Source organism: Frankia sp. R43 (genome assembly GCF_001306465.1).
Classification (GTDB): Bacteria; Actinomycetota; Actinomycetes; order Frankiales; family Frankiaceae; genus Parafrankia; species Parafrankia irregularis.
In genome coordinates this window covers 111,862-133,980 of sequence record NZ_LFCW01000010.1, presented here as the reverse complement: position 1 = coordinate 133,980, position 22,119 = coordinate 111,862, and the positions used below count along the sequence as shown (strand labels likewise).

Genomic DNA, 22,119 nt, shown 5'->3' with positions numbered 1-22,119 from the left:
GGTGCCGCACTCGTCAGCGTGCGCTCCGCCGGGCAGCCGCCGCGCCGGCCTGGAACCACTCAGTTCACGTAGCAGTACCGACGCGGCTTGCTCGGATCGTTCGCCACGGGCGCCAGGTAGAGCGTTCCCTGGGCGGCGCCACCGTTCATTTCGGAGAGGAGATGATCGGCCGACACCCCGGCGAGCGGCCCGCCGGTGAACTCGACCCGAGAGATCTTCGAACCCGACCGGTCGCCCTCAGACGGCGATATCGTGTACGTTCCCGGCGTATCGTTCCACGTGTATGTCAGTCCCGCCGCAGGGACGACAAGCACATCCGGGAGCACGTCACCAAGCATGTCGCCATTAGTGGCGCTCTCATTCTGCAGACGGCACCGCCAGGTGCCGTTGACCATGGCCTTTCCCGCGATCGCCTCCTGTGAGGTCGCAACCTGCGCCGCCGAGCTGGGATTCGTCGTCGTCTCCGCGCCCTGAGGCGATTTTTCCCCGCCGCCTCCGACGAGCACGGTGTAGAGGCCGACGACCAGCAGCGAAACCACCAGCGCGATACCAAGCGGGCCGATCCACCCGTGCCGCAGCCAGGCCAGCCGGTCCTGCGGCAGGCTCGGCTCGTCCGGCTCGTCGTCGAAATCCGCCGGTTCCAGCACCCCGACCGCACGCGTCGCGCGCCGATCGGCGGCGGCGCCGCCACGGGCCGTGCCGCTACCGCCAGCGCTACCGCTGCCGGTACGACCGCCACCACCGGCCGTGCCGCCATCACGGCCACGACCGCCACCGCCCGCCGTGCCGCCATCACGGCCACGACCGCCACGGCCGCCACGGCCGGGCTCGCCGTGGCCACCCCGACTGTCGAGGCTGTCGGCAGAATCCCCCCGCGACCTGCCTGCCAGGCCCGCGCCGTCGCCGTCGCGGCCGGCTCTGCCGGCGCTGCGCGCCGCCGACCGGCGATTGGGTGACGGCGGATCCTCGACCTCCGGCGCACCACTGGCGGCCTTGTTCGCGCGTGCCGCGCGGAACCGACCGGTGGGGGCCGCGTCGGCGGGGCTCTCCTCGGAACGCGCGGGGCCTCGCCGCTGCGAAGGCGCGGAGACCGCCTGCAGGCTGTTGGTGTCCGTCACCGGATTCGGGGTGCGCCGACGGTCAGCCGGCACTCCCCGTGCGCCCGTCCGGCGTACCGACCGGGACGGCTGCCACCCGGAATCATCGCTTGCGTCGGGCGTGCCTCCCCCTCGCCCGCGGCGCGTCACCAGCGACGTCATCTCGACCGCGCTCTCGGGCCGCCGTTCCCTGCCCGGTCTGGTCACCGGGCCGGCCTTCGGGCCCGTTGCCGCCCGCGGACCGGTTCCGGCTCCGCTATCCGGCCGCGGCGCCTGGGACGGGGAGACTACGCCCGACTCCGCGCCCGCCCCGCCGGAACGCCCCGGCGGCAGCGCCGGAACGCCCCCTGTGTACGGAGGACGTCCCGTGGTGATGGTGTCCTCGACCGCCGGGCGTGCCGCCGGCGTACGCCACGGCCCGGACGGTGCCGCCTGACCGGGCAACGCCGGCTGACCGGGCAACGCCGGCTGACCGGGCAACCCTGTCGGTCCGGGGTCAAGGCCCGCCGGACTGGAACGGAGCGGCGGTGTGCCCGGTGCGGACCGCTCCAGATCGCCCCGCCCGACAGCGGGATGGTGACCGGACGTCGCCGTGGGGGCCTGCGCTGCCAGGGGGCGCGCAGGAGTGCTCCCGGCCGGTGGCGCGGCCGCCACGCCACCGGTTGACGGGCCACCGGCCGGCGCACCGCGGGTCGGGGAGAATCCGCCCGGCCCCTGAGCGGCTCCGGGATCGGTGCCATAGCCGCCTGGGCCGCCGAGGCGGTAGCTCGTCTCCAGGCCGGCAGAACCGTACTGGCCGGCAGCCGGTGCCGGCGTGTGCTGACTCCAGCCTGTGTCAGCACGGCCCTGGTAGCCATCGTGAGGTCGTTGCGACGGCTGGGAATGCCCGCCGGTCGACGGGCCCTGCCGCGGACGGTCACCGGTCAGCGGATCGCGGCCCAGCTGCCCGCCGGCCGGCGGGCCCGGCCGTTGGTGACCACCGGTCGGCGGGCCCTGCCGAGAGTGACCACCGGTCGATGAAGCCTCGCGGGGCGGCAGCGACGCACCCATCTGCTGCCCCGCACCCGACCCGTGCCCGTTCCAGGGGTCCACGGTGTTCTGCCCCGCCGTACCAGCAGCACCCGCCGCGCCGGCCCCGGCACCGCTGTCGGGCCGCGCCGGGTAGCCGGTCACCGGCCTGGGAAAACCACCCGTCTGATCGAGCCGCAGCGGCGCACCGCTCCTCGGCCCGCTCTGCGCCGGTGGCGGCGCCAGGTCGGACGTGTTCGGACGAGGCGGCTGGTAGCCGTTGTATCCGACCGGTTCGGCGCCGCGGCCCGGCCCGTCCAGCGGCGCGGGCTGTTCCGCAGGACGTGCCGGATAGGCCGACGGAAGAGCGAAGCTTCCGGTGGCGGGGTTGAGTCCACCCGACGAACCGGTGCTGTCACCGGCAGGAAGCCAGCCCCGCGAGGATGTGCCCGGGTCCGGGCCGCCGATACGCACCGATCCGGTGTCGGGGCTGATCGGACGAACCGGCGGGAAGGCCCCGCTCTCCGTCGGGTACCGCGGTGGTGGTGTCGGCTCGACGTACGTCTGTGTGGCCGGCCGGTAGCTCGGAGGCACCGGGAATCCGCCGGTGGCCGGCCGCTGTGGGTCGAGATCCGGTCGGACTGATCCGACGTCGACCGCCGGCACGCCACCGCTCCAGGTGGAGCTGACATCGAACGGATCACTGCTGCGAGGTGCGGCGCCACCGACGACAGGACCGCCGTCGACCGCAGAACCACCACCGGGCGACGTGCCACCGGAGACCATGGGCCCGCCGATGACCGGACCATCGACGACCGGACCGCCTGTCAGCGGGGAGCCGCCGCTCACATCGCGGTCGACGTCCCGCCAGGGTGTGACATCCCAGCCGACGTCCGCGGCCGCGGGCGGCCGGTAGGTGGTCGACTCCTCCGGCTCCCCGACACGTTCGACGGCGAAGAAGTCATCGTCGCGACGACCGCCGGTTGGTCGGTCCGTGCTGCCTGCTGTCACGGATCAATCACCCGCCTGCCGCCACGAGGGTTGGGCTCACGTGCCAGCGCCAAGCCCGCGCCCATCGTTGTCGCCTCATTGATTCCGCTCATCGACCGCCCTCGTCGGTGAGGCCATGACTGCGACCGCGAATGTGGCCACGACCTTTCCCACGACCCCCGGGAGCCGCCGAACCGATAAGACGTGAACCGGCCGTAAACGGGATCATCACACTGTACACGGACACTCTCACCGCAGCGTACGGCAGGCCGTGTAGACCTCGCGCACGATGCGCTGGGAGTCCTCGGACTCGACATCGCGACTGAAGGCCAGATACTGCTCCTGGCTGTACTTGTCCTCCAGTTTCTGCAGCGTGCAGGTGCAGTAACGCTCGTTGCCGTTGCTGACACCGAGGCAGGCGTCGATGTAGGTCTGACGGACCGTGGTGTCATAGCGACCCTCCGGTACAGCGGAGCCGGTCGCGGTTGTGCTCTTGTCGTCACCGCCCCCCAGGACGACGAAGCCGGCCACCCCGAGCGCGACGACGAGCACGACGGCGGTCGCGATCGCGATCGCCGTCGGCCGACGCAGCATCGCCGTGATCCGCCCGGTCAGACCCGCGAGACCCGGCGCCGGATCGACCCCGCCCACGACAGCGCCGTCGAAGCCGGGCTCGCCGTCCTCGGCGCCCGCCTCCCAGTCCCCGTTCGGGTCCAGCACGCCTACCGGACGAGGCCTGCTCCCGCGCCGCCGCGCCGCCGCACGGTCACGCCCCTCACGGCCATCGCCGGGATCATGGCCGCCGGGTGTGTCCGACGTGCCGTACCAGCCGTCGGCGTCGGGAATCCACTCGTCGCCCGGATCCGAGGCGGGGTCCGAGCGCACGTCCGGGCCTGTCGTCGACGTCGGCCGGACGGGCGCGGTGCGCCGGGGAATGCCGTCGGTGTTCTCAGCGGGATCACGCGCGGTCTCCGGCGCCGCCCAGGCGGACCCGCCGGCGGCGCCCTGGGATGCCGTGGGCAGGGGAAGCGGATCTGTGCTGTCGCCACCGACCCGGGCCGGATCCGCGCCCGCACCGTCCGAGCGACGCGGCCCGCTGTCGCCCTGCACGCCGCGCGCGTGGTCGCCCCGCGCGTGGTCGCCCCGCGTCTGGTCGCCCCGCGTCTGGTCGCCCCGCGTCTGGTCGCCCCGCGTCTGGTCGCCCCGCGTCTGGTCGCCCCGCGTCTGGTCGCCCCGCATCTGGTCGAATCGCATCTGGTCGAATCGGACCGGATCGGTGTGAGTCGGATCGACACCGACGACCGGATCGGCACGGACGATCGGGTCAGTGCGTATCGGATCGACACGGACCGGATCGACCTGAATCGGGTCGGCACCGACCGGTCCAGGACTGACCAGATTCGTACCCACGACCTCCGCGGGACTCCCACCGACACGCGCCTCGGTCGAGCTCCCGTAGCCCGTGAAGGGCGAGGCAGTCCGGGTCGGCCCGGTATACGCCTCACCGGTGAAGATCGGACCGGTCGGTGTCGCGCGGTCGGCCGCGGGAACGGCCGGGCCCGCTTCGGGAGGGGTCCAGGCATCGATGGACATGCGGGTGACCGGACTCGCGGACGCCGAGTCCGCCACGCGGGCACGGAAGGCCGCGGTGCTCTCACCAGCCGCAGCCACGGAGCCCGCGGCGCCCACCGCGTGGCCGGCAACGGGGCGCGCGGCCTCGGCACGCCACCCGGCGGCGGTTCCCTCGGGCGCTGAGGGAACCGCCGCGGGCACGTCAGGACGCGGCGCAGCGTTCACCAGCCGCCAGGTCTGGGCGGTTTCGTCCCAAACGTAGGCGCCGTCGTCGCTGACCCAGCGGCCGTTCTCGTCGAGGCGCATCGGTCATCCTTCGATCCGGAGACGGACGGATCCCAGGGTGCCACGACGAACCGCACGCAAGGCGCCCGGGTCGACAGCGCGGGCGCCACGCGCCATCGGCCCGGCCCCTGTTGGCCGGCTCAGCCTCCGGCCGCGATCATGACCTCTGCCTTCTGGAATTCCTTCAGCGTCGCGTAGCCCGTTGTGGCCATTGCCGCGCGCAGCGCTCCGGCGATGTTCGCCACACCATCGTCGGCCGTGACACCACCGCCGGTGAGAATCTCCGCCACGGAGTGTGACGTCGTCACCGGTGCCCAGCGCCCACGAGGCAGGTCCGAATGAAGGATCTCCATCGACCAGGCCGCACCCTGGCCGGGAGCGTCCACCGCCTGCGCGAGCAGCGAATCCACCATGACGGCGTCTGCTCCGCATGCCACCGCCTTCGCCACGTCCCCGCCGGTACGGAGATCGCCGTGGGCGATGACGTGGACATAACGACCACCGGACTCGTCGAGGTAGCGCATTCGCGCACCCGCCGCGTCGGCGATCGCCGTCGCCAGCGGTACACCGATTCCGAGGGTTGAGGCGGTGTCGTCACCCAGCCCGCCGCCGACTCCGACGATCACACCGGCCGCCCCCGTACGCATCAGATGCAGCGCCGTGGAGAAGGACGCACAGCCGCCGACCAGCACCGGAATGTCGAGCTGTCCTATGAACTGCTTCAGGTTGAGCGGCTCGGTACGACGCGACTGATGCTCCGCCGACACCGCCGTGCCATGGACGACCAGGAGGTCGACACCGGCAGCCACCACATAGGGGCACAGGGACCGCAGCTTCTGCGGCCGCAACGCGGCCGCCGTGACGACCCCGGCCTCCCGCATCTCCTGCAGACGCGCGCCGATGAGCTCGGGCTGCACAGGTGCGGCGTACAGCTCACGCAGACGCCGGGTGGCGGCGACCGCACCGGATTCGGCGCCGAGCGCCGCCACCTCGGCCAGGAGCGGCTCGGGATCCTCGTGCCGGGTCCACAGGCCTTCCAGGTGCAGCACCCCGAGCCCACCGAGACGCCCGAGGGCGATCGCCGACGCGGGAGAGGTGACCGCGTCGGCGGCCGCTGCGACGATCGGAAGCCCGAAGCGGTAGGCATCGATCTCCCAGCCGAGCGAGACGTCGGCTGGGTCGCGGGTTCGCCGCGACGGAACGATGCCCACGGCGTCCAGGCCGTAGGCCACCCGCGCGTTCTTCCCGATACCGATCTCGACGTCAGCCACCGCGTCCGGCCTCCTGGTCAACTAATGTAGTTCCGCCAACCACCCTGCCTACCAGACGGACAGCTGGCCGCGGCAGGAACGATGCTGGACAGGTACCTGGATCACCGAGCCGCTTCCATCTCGCGGCCCACGGTCACGGATGCCGCAGGTCCGAACCGATGACGGAAAGGGCTCACCGGGTGTAGTTCGGCGCCTCGACCGTCATCTGGACGTCGTGGGCGTGGCTCTCGGTGAGCCCGGCGGAGGTGATCCGCACCAGTTGGCTGCGCTCCTGGAGATCACGGATCGTCGCCGACCCGGTGTACCCCATCGCGGCCCGAAGCCCGCCGATGAGCTGGTGCGCCATGCCCGCCAGCGAGCCACGGTAGGGAACCTGGCCCTCGACCCCTTCAGGGACGAGCTTGTCGTCGGACAGCACGTCGTCCTGGAAATAACGGTCCTTCGAGTAGGACCGGTTTCCGCCTCGGCTGCGCATGGCGCCGAGCGAGCCCATCCCCCGGTAGGACTTGTACTGCTTGCCGTTGATGAAGATGAGCTCGCCCGGGCTCTCGTCAACGCCCGCGAGCAGGCTGCCGAGCATCACCGTGTCGGCACCGACCGCGATCGCCTTCGCGATGTCACCGGAGTACTGCAGGCCGCCGTCCCCGATGACCGGCACGCCGGCCGCCCGGGCGGCCCGCGCCGCCTCGTAGATCGCGGTGACCTGCGGGACACCGACGCCGGACACGATCCTGGTGGTGCAGATGGACCCCGGCCCGACACCCACCTTGACGGCGTCGGCACCGGCGGCGACAAGTGCGGCCGCGCCCGCGGCGGTGGCCACGTTGCCGCCGATGACGTCCAGCGGACGGCCGTCGGCCCCGGCACGCATCTCCGTCTTGATCCGCGCGATCATGTCGGGCACCGCGCGGTGGTGGCCGTGGGCCGTGTCGACGACCAGGAAGTCGACGCCCGCGGCGACCAGCACCTGGGCACGCTTGAACGCGTCCTCACCGACACCGATCGCGGCGCCGACCACGAGGCGGCCGTCCGCGTCCTTGGTGGCGTTGGGGTACTGCTCACGCTTGGTGAAGTCCTTCACCGTGATCAGGCCGCGAAGCCGGCCCGCCTCGTCGACGATCGGCAGTTTCTCGATCTTGTTGTGCCGCAGCAGGCCGAGCGCGTCGTCGGCGGAGACACCGACCGCGGCGGTGACCAGCGGCATCGGGGTCATGACGTCCCGGACCCGGCGCGAGTAGTCCCGCTCGAAACGGATATCGCGGTTGGTCACGATGCCGAGGAGCTGGCCGTCCGGCTGGGTCACCGGCACGCCCGATATGCGGTAACGCGCCATCAGCACGTTCGCTTCCTCGATCGTCGCCTCGGGCCCGCAGGTGATCGGCGCGGTGATCATGCCGGACTCGGAGCGCTTCACCATGTCGACCTGCTGCGCCTGGTCGTCGACCGAGAGGTTGCGGTGCAGCACACCGACGCCGCCCTGGCGGGCCATGGCGATCGCCATCCGCGCCTCGGTCACGGTGTCCATGGCCGAGGAGACCAGCGGGATGGCCAGCGAGATGTTGCGCGACAGGCGGGTGGCCGTGTCGACCGACGCCGGCACCACCTCGGACTCCGCCGGCAGGAGCAGCACATCGTCGTAGGTCAGCCCCAGCATCGCCAGTTTCGGCGGGAGGGCCGCTCCTTCGGCGCCGGGAGCGCCGGGAGCCGCGGAGGTGAAGCGGGCATCGGCCGATTGACCGAACGCCGAGTCGAGGTCGGGTTCCCCGCCCGCGCGCGTGGTCGGGGTCGTCGGGATGGCGGCGGAACCGTCCATGGCACCTTTCCGTTCGCGTCGGCCCCGCGCCGGCGGTGGCTTCCCCGCGGCGCGTGGGGGTTCCGCGCCCGGAAACCGGACGAGCCGGCAAACCCTGGGGGCACATCCATATGACCAGATGTACCGCCCGGAGCGACGTGTCGAGCACGCCGCGCGAGTGCGCGGCCCGCCGGCCGAGCGACGGTGATGCCCCCCATCGTAGAGGTCCCCCTACCGTTCCGAACTCCCCTGCGTGACCGAGAGCACCACAGATGCCACGCGCCGCCGACTCGACGCCGGGAGCGGACCGCTCCGTACCCGGTCCGTCGAAGTTCAGGTGGCTGAATACGAAATCAGCAAGCCCCTACCACAATGACCTTGTTTCCGTATCGGGTTTCGCGAAACACGAACCTTGCGGCCAGACAGGCCGAACACAGACCAGACCACCGGAGGCCGCACAGACACATCTCACCAGCTGCGCGAGCACCACTGGAAGCCATCCAGGACCGGACAGATTCGGGCATGTTGGACGAATGCCCCGCACGTCGGTGCCGGACTCGGTATCGGGACCACTAAGCTGGGGCTACAAGCGTAGCGTGTTCCTCGTGAGCAACGAGCCCCTCGACCCCTTCGCGGGCGACCCCGAGGACCCGGCGGCCGAGCTCGCGCAGCTCGATTCCGCCGAGGATCTGGACCTGCTTGAACCGCTGTCCCTCCGTGAGCGGGAAGAGATCCTCGCCGAGCTGGGCGACCTCGACGTCTTCCGGACGCTGCTCGAACCGCGTGGCTTCCGGGGACTTGTCGTCGACTGCGAGGGGTGCGCCGAGCCGCACTACTTCGACTGGGACCTGCTTGCCGGGAACCTGCGGCACCTTCTCGACGAGGGCCGCACCCGGGTGCACGAGCCTGCCTACGCTCCGGATCCCGCCTGCTACGTGAGCTGGGATTACGCACGCGGATTCGCGGATGGCGCCTACGAGGCCTCCACCGCGTCCGAGGCGGACACGCGGTGACCGGCTCAGCCGCCCGCTGACCAGGCGGCCGCGCTGGCGGGCCTCGTGGCCAGCCAGCCCGTGCCGACCGATGCCGCCCGCATGCCGGCCGGGCCCTGTCCTGGCCGGCACAGATGCCAGTCGCCCTTCGTCCGCGCTGGCCAGGCCAGGCGGGCGTGCGCGCGTGCCCTGAGCAGCTGGCGCGCTCCCAGGCGAACCTCTCGCTCTCCCAAGCGAACCTCTCCCGGCAAGTCAGGTGAATCCCGACGTCGGCTCGTGTTCGACGTCAGCTCGTGTTAGCGCCCGGTTGGCGGGTAGGTCGATGCTGCCGGCGGAGCGCGAGGCACCCGTGATCGATGGTGGTCTCGTGTCGTCGTCGGTGCCGGCGGTCGGACGTCCACGGGTCAGACCTGGTCGTGCCGTCCTCGCGTTCCCTGTCGGCGCCACCGGCGGTCGTCGTCCGTGCACGTGCGGGCCACGGCTGCTCAGGCGCGGATCACACCGCGGTAGTCCACCCGTGGCCAGATGCCAGGCAGACCAGGCCAGTTGCCAGGCAGACCAGATACCGGGCAAAGCGGGCGGCAGCGGGGGCGCGGCGCCGGCCGACCGGGTGAAATTCCAAGATCTCCAGTCGACGGCGGGCGGCTACGGTGACCGGGTAGTCGCGGCGCCAGCCGCTCAGGTCGAAAGGGGGGGTCAGACCTATGACCGACGTCCGACGACTTCCAGGCCCCGGTGCGGAGAAGTGGGAGTGGCAGCTCCACGGCGCCTGCCGAGGCGAGAGCACCGAGCTCTTCTTCCATCCCGAGGGCGAGCGCGGCCCGGCCCGAGCCGCGAGGGAAGCCGCGGCGAAGGCCATCTGCGCACGTTGTCCGGTCATCCGGGCCTGCGGAGAGCATGCCCTTGCGGCCCGGGAACCGTACGGCGTCTGGGGTGGAATGAGTGAGTCCGAACGGGAGGCCGTCCTGACCGGGCGCACCCGGCGAGGCGCGGCCCGTCACACGACGGCGCGGCCCGGTCTCGCACCGGCCTGCTGAAAGGTTCGATCACCGAGTACCGAGATCCCCGGGCCCGTCCTATGCCACGCCAGGACGGGCCCGGGGATCTCGCGTTTCCAGGGAACCCCACGGCCCCGGTGCACTCCCCTGAGCCAGAAGCACTCCTGCCACAGAAGCACTCCCCGGCCCTCGGCTGGCCGATTGGCTGCCCCCTGTTCGGACATCACCACCCATCCCCGGCGACCACCCGCGACGGGTGAGCGCCCCGTGATCAGGTGTCGGGTGCCTGACCCGGGTGGCGCCCGGCGCGACCTTGCTCGTGCGCACCGGTGGCGCTCGTGCACACCGGCGATAGCCACCGGAGAACGACCGAGGCCCGGCCGGTCCTGATGACCGACCGGGCCTCGGCCACGGTGCTACCTCGCCGGTGCCGGCGGGTGGGCGACCCGCTGCTGCCGGGACGGGTCAGAAGCCCGGCCCGTGCGAGTGCGAGTGCCCGTGCCCACCGTGGGAGTGGGAGTGGCCCTGGGCCGCCGCGGGCGCCTCCGGCTTCTCCGCCACCAGGCTCTCGGTGGTGATGAGCAGCGCGGCGATGGACGCGGCGTTCGCCACCGCGGAGCGGGTGACCTTGACCGGGTCCACCACACCAGCTGCGACGAGGTCGCCGTAGTCGCCGGTGGCCGCGTTGAAGCCGACACCGGTTTCGGTCTCGCGGACCTTGGACACGATCACCGCGCCCTCGAGACCGGCGTTCCGCGCGATCCAGGTAAGCGGCGCGTCCAGCGACCGGCGCACGATCTGCACGCCGGACCGCTCGTCACCGGTGAGCCCGAGGTCGCCCTCGAGCACGGCGGCGGCGTCCACGAGCGCGGTCCCGCCGCCCGCCACGATGCCTTCCTCGACCGCGGCACGGGTCGCGGAGACCGCGTCCTCGAGGCGGTGCTTCTTCTCCTTGAGCTCGACCTCCGTCGCGGCGCCGACGCGGATGACCGCGACCCCGCCGGCGAGCTTGGCCAGCCGCTCCTGGAGCTTCTCCCGGTCCCAGTCGGAGTCCGAGAGCTCGATCTCCTGCTTGATCTGGCGGACCCGCTCACCGACGGTGTCGGCGTCGCCACCACCGTCGACGATGGTGGTGGTGTCCTTGTCGACGACGATCCGCCGGGCCCGGCCGAGGTCGGCCAGCGTGACCGAGTCGAGCTTGAGGCCGACCTCGGCAGCGACGACCTGACCGCCGGTGAGGACCGCGAGGTCCTGCAGCATCGCCTTGCGGCGGTCCCCGAAGCCGGGGGCCTTCACCGCGACGACTGTGAAGGTCTTGCGCACGGCGTTGACGACGAGGGTGGACAGCGCCTCGCCCTCGACATCCTCCGCGATGATCAGCAGCGGCTTGCGCTCCTGCACCACCTGCTCGAGCAGGGGCAGGATGTCGTTCAGGGCGCCGATCTTGCCAGGGTGCAGCAGCACGTAGGCGTCCTCGAGGACCGCCTCCATGCTCTCCTGGTCGGTCACGAAGTAGGGCGAGATGTAGCCCTTGTCGAACTGCATGCCCTCGGTGAGCTCGAGGTCCAGACCCATGGTCTGGCTCTCCTCGATGGTGATCACACCGTCCTTGCCGATCTTGTCCATCGCCTCGGCGATGAGCTCACCGACCTGGACGTCCTGCGCCGAGATGGCGGCGACCTGGGCGATCGTCTCCTTCGAGTCGACCTCGATCGCCGCCTTCAGCAGCGCCGACGAGACAGCCTCGACGGCCGCCTCGATGCCGGCCTTGAGCGACAGCGGGGAGGCGCCCGCGGTGACCAGCTTGAGGCCCTGGCGCACCATCTCCTGGGCCAGCACCGTCGCGGTCGTCGTGCCGTCACCGGCCACGTCGTTGGTCTTGGTGGCGACTTCCTTGGCGAGCTGCGCCCCCAGGTTCTGGTAGGGGTCGTCCAGCTCGACCTCGCGCGCGATCGTCACACCATCGTTGGTGATCGTCGGCGCGCCGTACGACTTGTCGATGACGACGTTGCGGCCACGCGGACCGATCGTCACCTTGACGGCGTCCGCGAGGGCGTTGACACCCTGCTCAAGCGAGCGGCGCGCGTCCTCGTTGAACGTCAGAATCTTCGGCATACCTGCGTGTCCCTCCGACACGGCGGCCTGGCGAAACAAGAAGGGCGTGCCCCGCCGGGGCCCCGGTGGATACCGGGGACCACCGGTGGGACACGCCCCGCCTGCTGTTGCCGGCGACCAGTCCTACTTCTCGATGATCGCGAGGACGTCCCGGGCGGAGAGCACCAGGTACTCTTCGCCGGAGTACTTGACCTCGGTGCCGCCGTACTTGCTGTAGAGCACGACGTCGCCGACCTTGACGTCGAGCGGGACGCGCTTGCCGTCCTCGAAACGACCCGGGCCCACGGCCAGGACAGTCCCCTCCTGGGGCTTCTCCTTCGCCGTGTCCGGGATCACGATGCCGGACGCGGTGGTCGTCTCGGCGTCCGAAGGCTGGACGACGATCCGGTCCTCGAGCGGCTTGATTGCAACCTTGGTGGCGGTGGTCGTCACGATCGACCTCCCCCTTCCTTCGCTGGATGAGAGAGCGACCCTGGCGGCCTGCCGTCGCGGGTGAACAGGCGCCTGTCGCTGGCACTCGCAAGTGCCGAGTGCCAACTTAGCACCCGCACCACGGACGTCAACCAAGACGGTCGGATCTGTCAAGACGGGAATCGGCCCGCTCGAACTGCCAGGCGTGCACCGTGCCTGTCACCAGCCCGACAGGAGGGTCCGGCAACGGCGGCCCGACCGTGTCAGCTTCCGGACCACCGCCACCGACGTGCAGCAGGATCACAACAAGACCCGCCGACGCCTCGCGCCCCAGGTAGATCTCGGCCTCCTGGTCACGCACGGCACCCAGGGCCCAGGCCTCGAGGTCGGCCAATCGGCCCTCCGCCGCGCGGGCCTCCCACATCCAGGTCGTAGTCACCATGCCCAGGCCGTCATCCCCGCGCCCGGGGCCCGCCACCGGCGGAATCAGGGGCCGGCTCGCAGGCGTCACCCTCGGTCGCCGCCGCGGCTCGCATCGTCGCCTCGGCGGCCACACAGGCCGCGGCCCCCTTGGTCGGGTCCATCGCGACCAGATGCTCCGAGACGAGGCGCGCGAAGGCGACGAAGGCATCCCGGTCCGCAGGTGCCAGCGGCGCCAGAACATGGTCGTCGACGGCACGTAACGCGCCCCGCGCCCGGTGGTACTCGCCGACACCCAGCTCCGTGGCGACGATCATCCGCGCCCGCCGGTCGGTCGGCACCGGACGCCGCTCCACCAGCCCGGCGCGCTCCATCTCGTCGATGAGCCGCACCATCACGGTCCGGTCGATGTTGAAGCGGCGGGCCACCTCGATCTGGTTGTGGGCCACCCCCTCGACCGCCGATTCGAGGACGTAGAACCCCTTCATGCCACCGGGAAGCTGACCGACCGCGGCCACCGAGGCCGCCAGGTAGCCGTGGTGGATCTGACCGACGATCCACCGCAGGTCGTGGCGCACGCTGGCAGGCAGATCAAGATCGGCGCCATCCGCCGAACCGCAGTCATCGCGCGGAGCACAGCCGGAGCCACCGGCAGGCGGGCCGACCTCCAGCCGGTCCGTAGCCGACTCCGAGCACCGTGCATCGGCCGACGAAGGCACCGCGGAGGCACCACCCAACGACCGCTCCACGCTCACACAGTACCCCGATCAGTTGCCTAGCCGATCATCAACGACTCGTCTGCCACGCAGATAGGTGTTGACACAGATTATTTGGTGGAGCAATCATCTGCATGGACATCTACGCGACAGACGGCAGGGCGGAGGCAGCGGCGCAGACGTGCCATGCCGGCGCGGAGCCGCCCGGGCGACGTGTCCGCGTCTGCCCGGGAGCCCGTCGCCAGTCGTTCCTCACCGCGCGAGCGCCGGCCACGGCGCTCCGGGGTAGCCACCCCGATCCACGCAATGACGATCAAGGAGTTCCTGGTGCCCAATCTGCTTCACGTCGACTCCAGCTTCGCGCCGCAGGGGTCGGTCTCCCGAAGCGTCGCCGCGGCCTACGTCGAGGCCTGGCGCGAGCACAACCCGGAAGGTTCGGTAACGCACCGCGACCTGGCCGCCACCCCTCCCCCGCACCTGAGCTGGACGCTGGTGTCCAGCGGCTACACCGACCCCGAACAGCTCACCCCGGAGCAGGCCGAGGCCGTGCGGGTCCGCGAGGAGTACCTCGGCGAGGTCGAGAAGGCGGACGAGTACGTGATCTCCGTCCCGATGTACAACTACTCGTACCCGTCGACGATCAAGGCCTGGCTGGACCAGATCATCGTCATGGGGCGCACCACGCCCGGTGAGGCCGGTGGCGGTGTGCTCGCCGGCAAGAAGGTCACCGTCGTGACCGCGCAGGGTGGTTCCTACGCGCCCGGCACCCCCAAGGAGGGCTGGGACCACCAGGTTCCCTACCTGCGGCACGCCTTCGAAGCCCTCGGCGCCGACAACATCGAGTTCATCACCGTCGTGATGACCCTCGCGCCGGTCAACCCGGCGCTCGCGGAGTTCAAGGACCTCTTCGCGGCTTCCCTCGACTCCGCCGAGCAGGCCGCCCGGCGCCGCGCCACGAGCGACTGAGCCGTCGCCGCCACAGACCGGACCTTCCGCCGGCGGATCGCGGTCCAGGCAGGACCGCGATCCGGGCGGAACCTCGCAGTCGCCCCGGCGCCGTCGCCATCCGGAGATCCGCTCAGAGCGCCAGGGCGGAGGTCGCCGCAAGCTCCAGCGACGACGGTGCCACACCTGCTTCCACCCGCAGCGAGCCGAGCGCGGCCACCATCGCGCCGTTGTCGGTACACAGGCCCGGCCGCGGCACCCGCAGGGTGATTCCCGCGGCCTCACACCGCAGGGCCGCAAGCGCCCGCAGCCGGCTGTTCGCGGCGACTCCCCCGCCGATCACCAGCGTGTCGACGTCGTGCGCACGGCAGGCGGCGACCGCCTTCGCGGTCAGCACGTCCGCGACCGCCTCCTGGAACGACGCCGCGACGTCCGCCACCGGCACCGGCTCCCCGGACCGCCGCCGTGCCTCGACCCAGCGCGCCACGGCCGTCTTGAGGCCGGAGAAGGAGAAATCGAAGGTTCCGTCCCCGGCCTTGGCGCGGGGGAAGGGAATGTCCGCCCGTCCCGCCCGAGCCGCCGCGTCGATCGGCGGGCCCCCCGGGAACGGCATGCCGAGCAGGCGAGCGACCTTGTCGTAGGCCTCGCCCGCGGCGTCGTCCACCGTGGCACCGAGCGGCACCACCGGTTCGGTCGCGAGATCGGGTACCAGCAGCAGCGAGCTGTGCCCCCCGGAAACCAGCAGTGCCACGGACGGACGCGGCAGCGGGCCGTGCTCCAGCGTGTCCACGGCGACGTGGGCGGCGAGGTGATGCACGCCGTGCAGCGGGACGCCGAGGGCGAGCGCATACGCCTTCGCCGCCGCGACGCCCACCAGCAGCGCCCCGGCCAGTCCTGGTCCCGCTGTCACCGCGACGGCGTCCACATCGCGGTGCCGCAGGCCGGCCTGGCCCAGCGCCCGCTCGATCGTCGGGACCATCGCCTCCAGGTGCGCGCGGGCCGCGATCTCGGGGACGACACCTCCGTAGCGGGCGTGCTCGTCGACCGACGACGCGAGCGCGTCGGCGAGCAGGACCCCGCCGCGGACCAGGCCGACCCCGGTCTCGTCGCAGGACGTCTCGATGCCAAGCACGAGCGGGCTGTCCCTGCTCGTCATCCTTCGCCTCCCACCACCACCGGCGGCGCCGACGCGCGACCGGCCACCCAGCGAACCGCCACCCAGGTTCGACCCACCACCCAGGTTCGACCCACCGCCCCGGTGCGAACCGTCACCCCGGTGCGAACCGTCACGATGCCGCCCTGTCCCGGGCGATCGTCGCCTCGATGCGGTCCAGCAACGCCCCATACCCGACGGTGTCGATCGGGCGGGCCCTCATGACATACGCGTCCCCACCCGAGGGCTGGTAGTAGCCCCGGCGGACACCGAGATCCACGAAGCCCAGGCTGGCGTACAGGGCGCGGGCCGCGACGTTGTCCGTCCGGACCTCCAGCCCGCAGCTGCGCGCACCACGACGGCGAGCCTCCCGGAGCTGGGCGATCATCAGCCGGGCTCCGAGACGGCGGCCACGCATCTCCGGCACGACACCGATGGTCTGGATGTAGGACTCGTCCCCCTGCAGGGCGAGACCCGAATATCCGACGATCGACCCGGCCGAGACCGCCACCAGATAGTTCCGGCTGTCACCCTGCGCAAGCTCGGACCAGAAGAGCTCGGCCGACCACGGATCGAGGTCGAAGACCCGCCGCTCGATCGATGCGATCCCGGCCAGATGCCACCAACGCATGGGCAGCAGTTCGACGTCGCCGGTGCCTGGAGACGGACTCACAGCCACCGCGGTCAACCCACCGTCGCCCCGGCGGCCGCCGGGTCGCCAGCCCCGGCCTCCGTTGCCGCCGTGACGGTCTTGGGCGGACGAGGCTCGGCCGCGTCGGGCCGCCGCAGGTAGAGCGGCACCAGCGGTCCCGGTGCACGGCCATCGAGGATGGCCGCCGCCGCGACCCGGACGAGTAGCGGCGGCGCCGGACAGATCGACGCCCCGGCCGGACCAGCCGGACCAGCCGGACCGGCATCGGGCTGACCGGACTCACCGACGAGGCGCGTCACGGGCTCGAAGGAGGCGAAGGCCTCGGGATACAGCGCGACACCGGGACCCACCACCCGGCGCACCCCTGCAGCGAGCAGATCCGCCGCGACGGCGGCGGGCGCGCCGACGGCAGGCTCCCCCTGGCGCGCTCCATCCTGGTAGCGAGCCCAGAACACCTCGCGACGGCGGGCGTCGGTCACGACTCCCACCGGGCCCGCGGTCCCGAGGCCGATTCCGTCCAGCGAGCAGACGCCGTGTGCCGGGATACCGAGCGCCGCCGCGAAGGCCGACCCGGTCACCATGCCCACCCGAAGGCTGGTGAAGGGCCCCGGGCCCACGCCGACGACGACCGCGGCCACGTCGGGCGGCCGGACCCGGGCTTCGGTGAGGACGGCGCTCATCATGGGCGCCAGCAGCTCACCATGGCGGCGGGCGTCCCACACACATCTCTGCGCGAGCACCCGCTCGGGCCCCGACCCGACGGCCACCGAGGCCGGTGCGCCCAGCTCGACCAGCGCGACCGTGCAGGCCGCCGTCGAGGTGTCCAGCGCCAGGACCAGCATCGGTCCAGACTACGGACCCGCCGGACACCCCTGGCGCCCGGCACGCCCGGCGCCCGGGCACCCGATCGATCCGTACCCGAACCATCTACCCGGCCGCCGGCGTACCAGGACCTCCGGGCGCCTGCCCCGACTTCCCACGGCGCCCGAAACACGGGCCGGCCGACGCCATCCGCAGGAATTTCCGCCGACCGCCGGGAGCGCGTTTCCGAACATCCACGCACACCGGCACGGCCAGAAAACAAGGATATGACCGTCAGGAATATCTGCGGAAATTCAGAGAATGCCGTGCGAGACGCCGCCGCTGAACGCGGGCGAGCCGTGAACGAACCGCGACCGGCCGCCGCACGCGGAGCGGTCCGCCCCCCGCCGACCGATCCAGGAAATCACAACGGACAACCGGCCGACGGTCGGCGGCCGGTGTGCCGGCCTCGGTGTACCCGGCTCAGTGGCTGCGGCGGGCCGGGCCACCCGAGGGACGGTGCCGGATCCGCGGATCGACGCCGATCGACGGCAGGCCCGCGATCGGCGGCAGACCCGCACGGCCGTGAACCGACGAGGTGACAACGCCCGTGGTCCGCGGCGGACGGCCCAGGCGAGCGGAGCCCGACAGCGGGCCGGCAGGCGCCGCGACGGTGGGCGCCGCGACGGCGGGCAGCTGCGGTGCCGCCGGGCTGTGCGCGGGAACGCCGGGCGCCGGCGGGAACGACGATCGCAACGGGCTCCAGCCGGTGTAGCCGAGCATTCGCAGCGCCGAGGCGGTCAGCTTCTGCGCGACCTGCTCCACCGACCAGCCGAGAGTGTCCAGCAGGTCGACGATCACACGCTCGTCGAAGACCGAAGCCCACAGCAGGACCGCGTACTCGGCCTCCTGCGGCGGCAGCACGCCGGTCTCGGCCAGCCCGACCAGCACTGGTGCGAGCACCTCGTGCAGCCTGGAGACCAGGTCGTCCTGCCCCCGCAGCCGGGCGAGGTAGCCCTGCGCGGAGCGCACGTGCACCGCGGCCCGCCCCCACCGGGCGACCGAGCGGACCCAGACCTCGCAGACCACCTCGAAGTTGCCGAGGTGGTCGTCGCCGGTCGACAGGGCCCGGATGTCGGTCACCAGGACGTCGATGAGCTGCAGGTAGTAGACGTCCAGTGCGTCGTGGACGTCTGTGAAGTGCCGGTAGGCGGTCGCCGTCGACACTCCGGCCTCGGCCGCGAGATCCACCAGGCTGAAACGGCGTCCGTTGCGCGCGAGGAGTCGCCCCACCGCGTCGAGAAGGTCACGCCGGCTGGCCAGGAAGTCGCTTCGGGTCCTACGGGACCGGGCCGAGCGCTCAGCCGGAGCCTCTACAAGGTCGACAGCGGTGCTGCTGCGCACGCGCGCCCCTCTCACGGCCACAACTGGCCATCAACGGATCCTCGCGGTCATGACACGGGTGGGCCGCCGCATGCATGAACTTCGCGCCTACGCCGCCAATATAGCGGAACAACTCATCAACTACGGAACGTTGACTGTTTGTCCTTACGGGCCGCTTGCCGCGACACAACCAGCCACGAGGCGGTATGGGGAGCAGGCCTGGACCGGGCATTAACCGGGGGATACGCGATCTTAACATGATCTAGGACACCGAGCGCTGAGCCATGGTTCACCTGCGGTGACAGCCCTCATTCCGGAACTCGTCGGGGATTAACTACCGGCAAGAAGGCCGAATGTTCCCGGAATCACTTTCCCGCTTACCCGAACATGCCCACCCGAAAAGGTGCTACCGCCCCGGCGGGCCACCCCGGGCCGGCGGGTGCCGCCCGCGCGGGCGGCCCGGTTCACCGCACCCGAGGGCCTCGACACCGGTCAGTCCCCCGATCCGCCGCCGCCGGGCGCCCTCAGGACGCCACGGCATGGACTACTTCGCGGGCTGCGCCGCCCGCGGCACGTAGCCCGAGTCGCGCCGCCGCACGCCGCGGCGAGGCGCTTCCTCTCCGCATCGCCCGGCGCCCGGCAGGCGCCGACCGGCCCACCGCGGCAGCCGACCACCCGACGTCAACAGGTCGACGACTTTGACCCGGACGAACACGGGCACCAGAGCAGGTCCCCCGCAGAGCGGACGTCCACACGGTCCCGCCGATGGCACCAGCCGGCTAACGCCCGCGGAGGGAGGGGCTGCCTCCGCGGGTTGGGACGAACGTGCAGGTCAGCGCGGCGCCAGGCCGAGCGAAGCCAGACGCCGCGCCCAGTCGGCCCCGGCTGGGCGCAGACGCACCCGTCGTACCTCGCCCGCCTCGTCACCCGCGGGCCGGCTTATCTCGATCCGCAGATGGGCACCCGCCAGCTGCTCCACCAACCCGGAGCCCCACTCGACGACGGTGACCGACCGTGCGAGGTCGGCGTCCAGGTCGAGATCGTCCACCTCCGCCACCCCGCCCAGCCGATAGGCGTCCACGTGGACCAGCGGCAGACGGCCATCCGGGTGGACTCGGGCCAGGACGAACGTCGGTGAGGTGACCTGCCCCCGAACCCCCAGGCCCGCCGCAAGGCCCTGCACGAAGACCGTCTTCCCGGCGCCCAGCGGACCGTCGAGAATGATCAGGTCACCGGGCTGCAGCACCGGTGCGAGCCGTGCTCCGATCGCCCGCATGCCGTCAGGATCCTCGGCCACGATCTCCGGGGCGACCGGCGTGGGAGGCGGCTGCGCCGACGTGGCGGATGTGCCGGGCGTGGCGGGCGTGGTCATCGGGTCGGGTCCGTTCCTGGTCGTGGCCCGGCCGGTTCGAGCACGGGCGGTGCGGCGCGGGCGGCGGGCGGCGCACCCCGGGGCGCCTACCGCTCAGGTCACGGGCTCACTTGCCCGGGGACCCGGTGCCGCGGGTACCCGGACACGTTCCACCAGGCCGCGGATGACCTCGTTGGTGACGTCAGGGCATTCCAGCATGATCGCGTGCCCGGGGCCGGGCTCGATCCGCAGCTCGGCGTCGGGCAGCAGACGGGCGAGGACACGGCTGTGCTCGACCGGTGTCATGAGATCACCGTCGCCGACCAGGATGACAGTCGGGGTGCCGCGAAGACCCGCCACGGCCGCTACCTTGTCATGGTCGAGGAGGGTGGACATGAACGCCGCCATCACCGGGATCGGTGTGTCCCCGACCATCGTCTCGAGGAACGAGACGACCGACGGCGGCACCTCGGTCGAGCCGAAGGCGATGCGGCGGGTGATCTCCCAGGAGAAGTCACTGCCACGCCGACGCGCCCGCTCGAACAGCACGGGCGCACGCTGCATGCCGCCCAGCAGTGGCGGCAGCACCCGATGGACCCCTCCGGCGAGCAGTGACGGCACACCGAAGGTCAGCCGGGGCAGATCGCCCGCGCTGGTCGACAGCAGCGCCACCCCCACCACCCTGTCCCGGAACAGCTCGGGATGGGTGCCCGCCAACGCCATGATCGTCATACCGCCCATCGAATGGCCGATCAGCACGATCGGCCCCGTGGGAACCCGCTCGGTCAGCACCTGGTGCAGGTCTGCGGCGAGCTGGTCGATGGTGCAGTTTCCTGCCTCGGACGGCCCGGAACGCCCATGTGCCCGCTGGTCGTAGAACACCATCGGCCCCAGATCCCGCAGCGCACGGTGCTGGAACACCCACGAGTCGCTGTTCACGCAGAAGCCGTGGACGAAGACCAGGGTCGGCGCACCGGCGCCGTCCGCCGCACTCGGCCGTGGCTCCTGGGTGGTCTCCTCGACGTACAGCGCTACGCCATCCGACGCCGTGATGACCGTCGAGACCCGCCCGCCGATGGGCCCGACGCCGTCATCGTCCGGTAGATCCGGTACGGCGCGATGCCTACGGACCGTGCGCCGCTCGCTGATCAGGCCCGCCGCCAGCACCGCGCCGACGATGCCGGCGGTTCCGCCCCGGCGCGCGGCGCGGGATCCCACAACCACCCCGGCAGCCCGCGCGGCCGCCCGGGCCACGCCACCCGTGACAGCCGGTACCCCGGCCAGCCCGGAGCGGTGGGGACGACCGCGGGCATCGCCGACATCGGTGCCACCGCTCACGGCTGGGACACCCACCATCGCCCGCCCACCTCTCCACTCCACCGGATCCACTCGGCTGGACCCATCCGGCCGGATCAGCCCACCCGAAGTCGCACGCACGCCAGTCGCACCTGCACCAGTCACACATGCACCAGTCACACATGCACCAATAGCGGCACGACGCACCGGTATGCCCGATGGTGCCATCCCGTCGGGTGTCACGCCACGCGTCCGTCGTGTCGGACACTCCGGCCCGATCCGGCCACCCAGGCCGTCGGCCTGCGCAAACGCGCAAGGAGAAGGACCAGCGCGACCCGGCAGAAAGACGACAGAGGATCAACAAGATCCACAAGGACCTGACCCAGATCCTCCGCTAGCGTTGAGCACGTCGGGCCATGCGGTTGTGACCAGGGGAGGCCTCGTGAAGTTGCGGTGGCGCAAGAGCAAGCCGGCCACGTCGCCCGCGTACGGCGGCAGAGCTTTCGAGGTCGATGACGACCTCGAGGACGACCTCGACGAACTGGGCTCGGGTCTCGGCGACGCGGGAGCGGCGGGCCCCGCCCCGGCCGCGGGCGGGCCGGTCATGCTGACATTGACGACGCGCTCGGAGATCGAGCAGGCCGCCGAGCGTGCGGCCAACCCGCAGCCGGTCCGTCGCCGGATGGAGCGTGGGATGTTCGGCGGTGCCGCCACCGGCCACTCCCATGGCGGCGATTCCGGCGGTTCCTGCGGCAGCGGCGGCTGCGGCTGCTGACCGGCGGCCGCGGCTGCTGACACAGGGCGGCGGCTGCGGCTGCTGACGCAGTCAGTGTCGACCGGGGCGGCCAGCGCGCTGTTGCGGCGGCCAGCG

Annotated in this window: 18 protein-coding genes; 4 read left to right on the top strand and 14 right to left on the bottom strand. The window is 71.7% G+C overall.

The window, feature by feature from the left end:
- Positions 1-59: 59 nt before the first annotated feature.
- The 4 genes from ACG83_RS34590 to guaB form a co-directional block, all read right to left on the bottom strand.
- Positions 60-3,116 carry a hypothetical protein gene (locus tag ACG83_RS34590; protein WP_054570460.1) on the bottom strand — a complete coding sequence of 1,019 codons (3,057 nt, stop codon included), beginning with the start codon at positions 3,114-3,116 and terminating at the stop codon, positions 60-62.
- A gap of 228 nt (positions 3,117-3,344) precedes the next feature.
- Positions 3,345-4,973: a hypothetical protein gene (locus tag ACG83_RS47810; RefSeq protein WP_054570459.1), complete on the bottom strand. Its 1,629-nt coding sequence runs from the start codon at positions 4,971-4,973 to the stop codon at positions 3,345-3,347.
- Positions 4,974-5,092: 119 nt separating this feature from the next.
- Entirely contained in the window at positions 5,093-6,223 is a 1,131-nt protein-coding gene (locus tag ACG83_RS34580) for a GuaB3 family IMP dehydrogenase-related protein (protein WP_054570458.1), read from the bottom strand.
- A gap of 172 nt (positions 6,224-6,395) precedes the next feature.
- Positions 6,396-8,036, bottom strand: coding sequence for an IMP dehydrogenase (gene guaB / locus ACG83_RS34575; RefSeq protein ID WP_054570457.1), 1,641 nt, complete (start codon positions 8,034-8,036; stop codon positions 6,396-6,398).
- Positions 8,037-8,611: 575 nt separating this feature from the next.
- Between guaB and ACG83_RS34570 the strand changes: the two genes are divergently transcribed.
- Both ACG83_RS34570 and ACG83_RS34565 read left to right on the top strand, forming a co-directional pair.
- Complete coding sequence (locus ACG83_RS34570) at positions 8,612-9,028, top strand: DUF5319 domain-containing protein (protein ID WP_035952132.1); 417 nt, start codon at positions 8,612-8,614, stop codon at positions 9,026-9,028.
- 683 nt (positions 9,029-9,711) lie between these two features.
- Positions 9,712-10,044, top strand: a complete 333-nt coding sequence (locus ACG83_RS34565) for a WhiB family transcriptional regulator (RefSeq protein ID WP_006541586.1) — start codon at positions 9,712-9,714, stop codon at positions 10,042-10,044.
- Between the two features lie 426 nt (positions 10,045-10,470).
- On the opposite strand, the gene groL is transcribed toward ACG83_RS34565, so the two are convergent.
- From groL to ACG83_RS34545, 4 genes are all read right to left on the bottom strand, one after another.
- The gene (gene groL, locus ACG83_RS34560; protein ID WP_054570456.1) at positions 10,471-12,120 is read right to left on the bottom strand and encodes a chaperonin GroEL; all 1,650 of its coding nucleotides are present in this window, start codon (positions 12,118-12,120) and stop codon (positions 10,471-10,473) included.
- A 123-nt stretch (positions 12,121-12,243) separates the two neighbouring features.
- Complete coding sequence (gene groES, locus ACG83_RS34555) at positions 12,244-12,552, bottom strand: co-chaperone GroES (RefSeq protein WP_006541584.1); 309 nt, start codon at positions 12,550-12,552, stop codon at positions 12,244-12,246.
- Between the two features lie 127 nt (positions 12,553-12,679).
- The gene (locus ACG83_RS34550) at positions 12,680-12,973 is read right to left on the bottom strand and encodes a hypothetical protein (RefSeq protein ID WP_054570664.1); all 294 of its coding nucleotides are present in this window, start codon (positions 12,971-12,973) and stop codon (positions 12,680-12,682) included.
- Positions 12,974-12,983: 10 nt separating this feature from the next.
- Complete coding sequence (locus ACG83_RS34545; protein ID WP_235498396.1) at positions 12,984-13,700, bottom strand: MarR family winged helix-turn-helix transcriptional regulator; 717 nt, start codon at positions 13,698-13,700, stop codon at positions 12,984-12,986.
- Between the two features lie 294 nt (positions 13,701-13,994).
- On the opposite strand from ACG83_RS34545, the gene ACG83_RS34540 reads away from it, so the two are divergent.
- A complete protein-coding gene (locus ACG83_RS34540) occupies positions 13,995-14,633 on the top strand; it encodes an FMN-dependent NADH-azoreductase (RefSeq protein ID WP_054570663.1) in 639 nt (212 codons plus the stop codon).
- A 112-nt stretch (positions 14,634-14,745) separates the two neighbouring features.
- On the opposite strand, the gene tsaD is transcribed toward ACG83_RS34540, so the two are convergent.
- The 6 genes from tsaD to ACG83_RS34510 form a co-directional block, all read right to left on the bottom strand.
- Complete coding sequence (gene tsaD, locus ACG83_RS34535) at positions 14,746-15,768, bottom strand: tRNA (adenosine(37)-N6)-threonylcarbamoyltransferase complex transferase subunit TsaD (protein ID WP_054570454.1); 1,023 nt, start codon at positions 15,766-15,768, stop codon at positions 14,746-14,748.
- Positions 15,769-15,898: 130 nt separating this feature from the next.
- A complete protein-coding gene (gene rimI / locus ACG83_RS34530; protein WP_369812940.1) occupies positions 15,899-16,453 on the bottom strand; it encodes a ribosomal protein S18-alanine N-acetyltransferase in 555 nt (184 codons plus the stop codon).
- Positions 16,450-17,259, bottom strand: a complete 810-nt coding sequence (gene tsaB / locus ACG83_RS34525) for a tRNA (adenosine(37)-N6)-threonylcarbamoyltransferase complex dimerization subunit type 1 TsaB (protein ID WP_054570453.1) — start codon at positions 17,257-17,259, stop codon at positions 16,450-16,452. Before tsaB ends, rimI begins: the two co-directional genes overlap by 4 nt.
- Positions 17,260-17,701: 442 nt before the next feature.
- The gene (locus tag ACG83_RS34520; RefSeq protein WP_054570661.1) at positions 17,702-18,622 is read right to left on the bottom strand and encodes a TetR/AcrR family transcriptional regulator; all 921 of its coding nucleotides are present in this window, start codon (positions 18,620-18,622) and stop codon (positions 17,702-17,704) included.
- Positions 18,623-19,433: 811 nt separating this feature from the next.
- Entirely contained in the window at positions 19,434-19,877 is a 444-nt protein-coding gene (gene tsaE, locus ACG83_RS34515) for a tRNA (adenosine(37)-N6)-threonylcarbamoyltransferase complex ATPase subunit type 1 TsaE (RefSeq protein ID WP_054570660.1), read from the bottom strand.
- Positions 19,878-20,066: 189 nt separating this feature from the next.
- Positions 20,067-21,308, bottom strand: coding sequence for an alpha/beta fold hydrolase (locus ACG83_RS34510; protein ID WP_054570452.1), 1,242 nt, complete (start codon positions 21,306-21,308; stop codon positions 20,067-20,069).
- 382 nt (positions 21,309-21,690) lie between these two features.
- Here ACG83_RS34510 and ACG83_RS34505 point away from each other — a divergent pair, with 382 nt between their 5' ends.
- A complete protein-coding gene (locus tag ACG83_RS34505; protein ID WP_054570451.1) occupies positions 21,691-22,023 on the top strand; it encodes a hypothetical protein in 333 nt (110 codons plus the stop codon).
- The last annotated feature ends 96 nt before the right edge of the window (positions 22,024-22,119 follow it).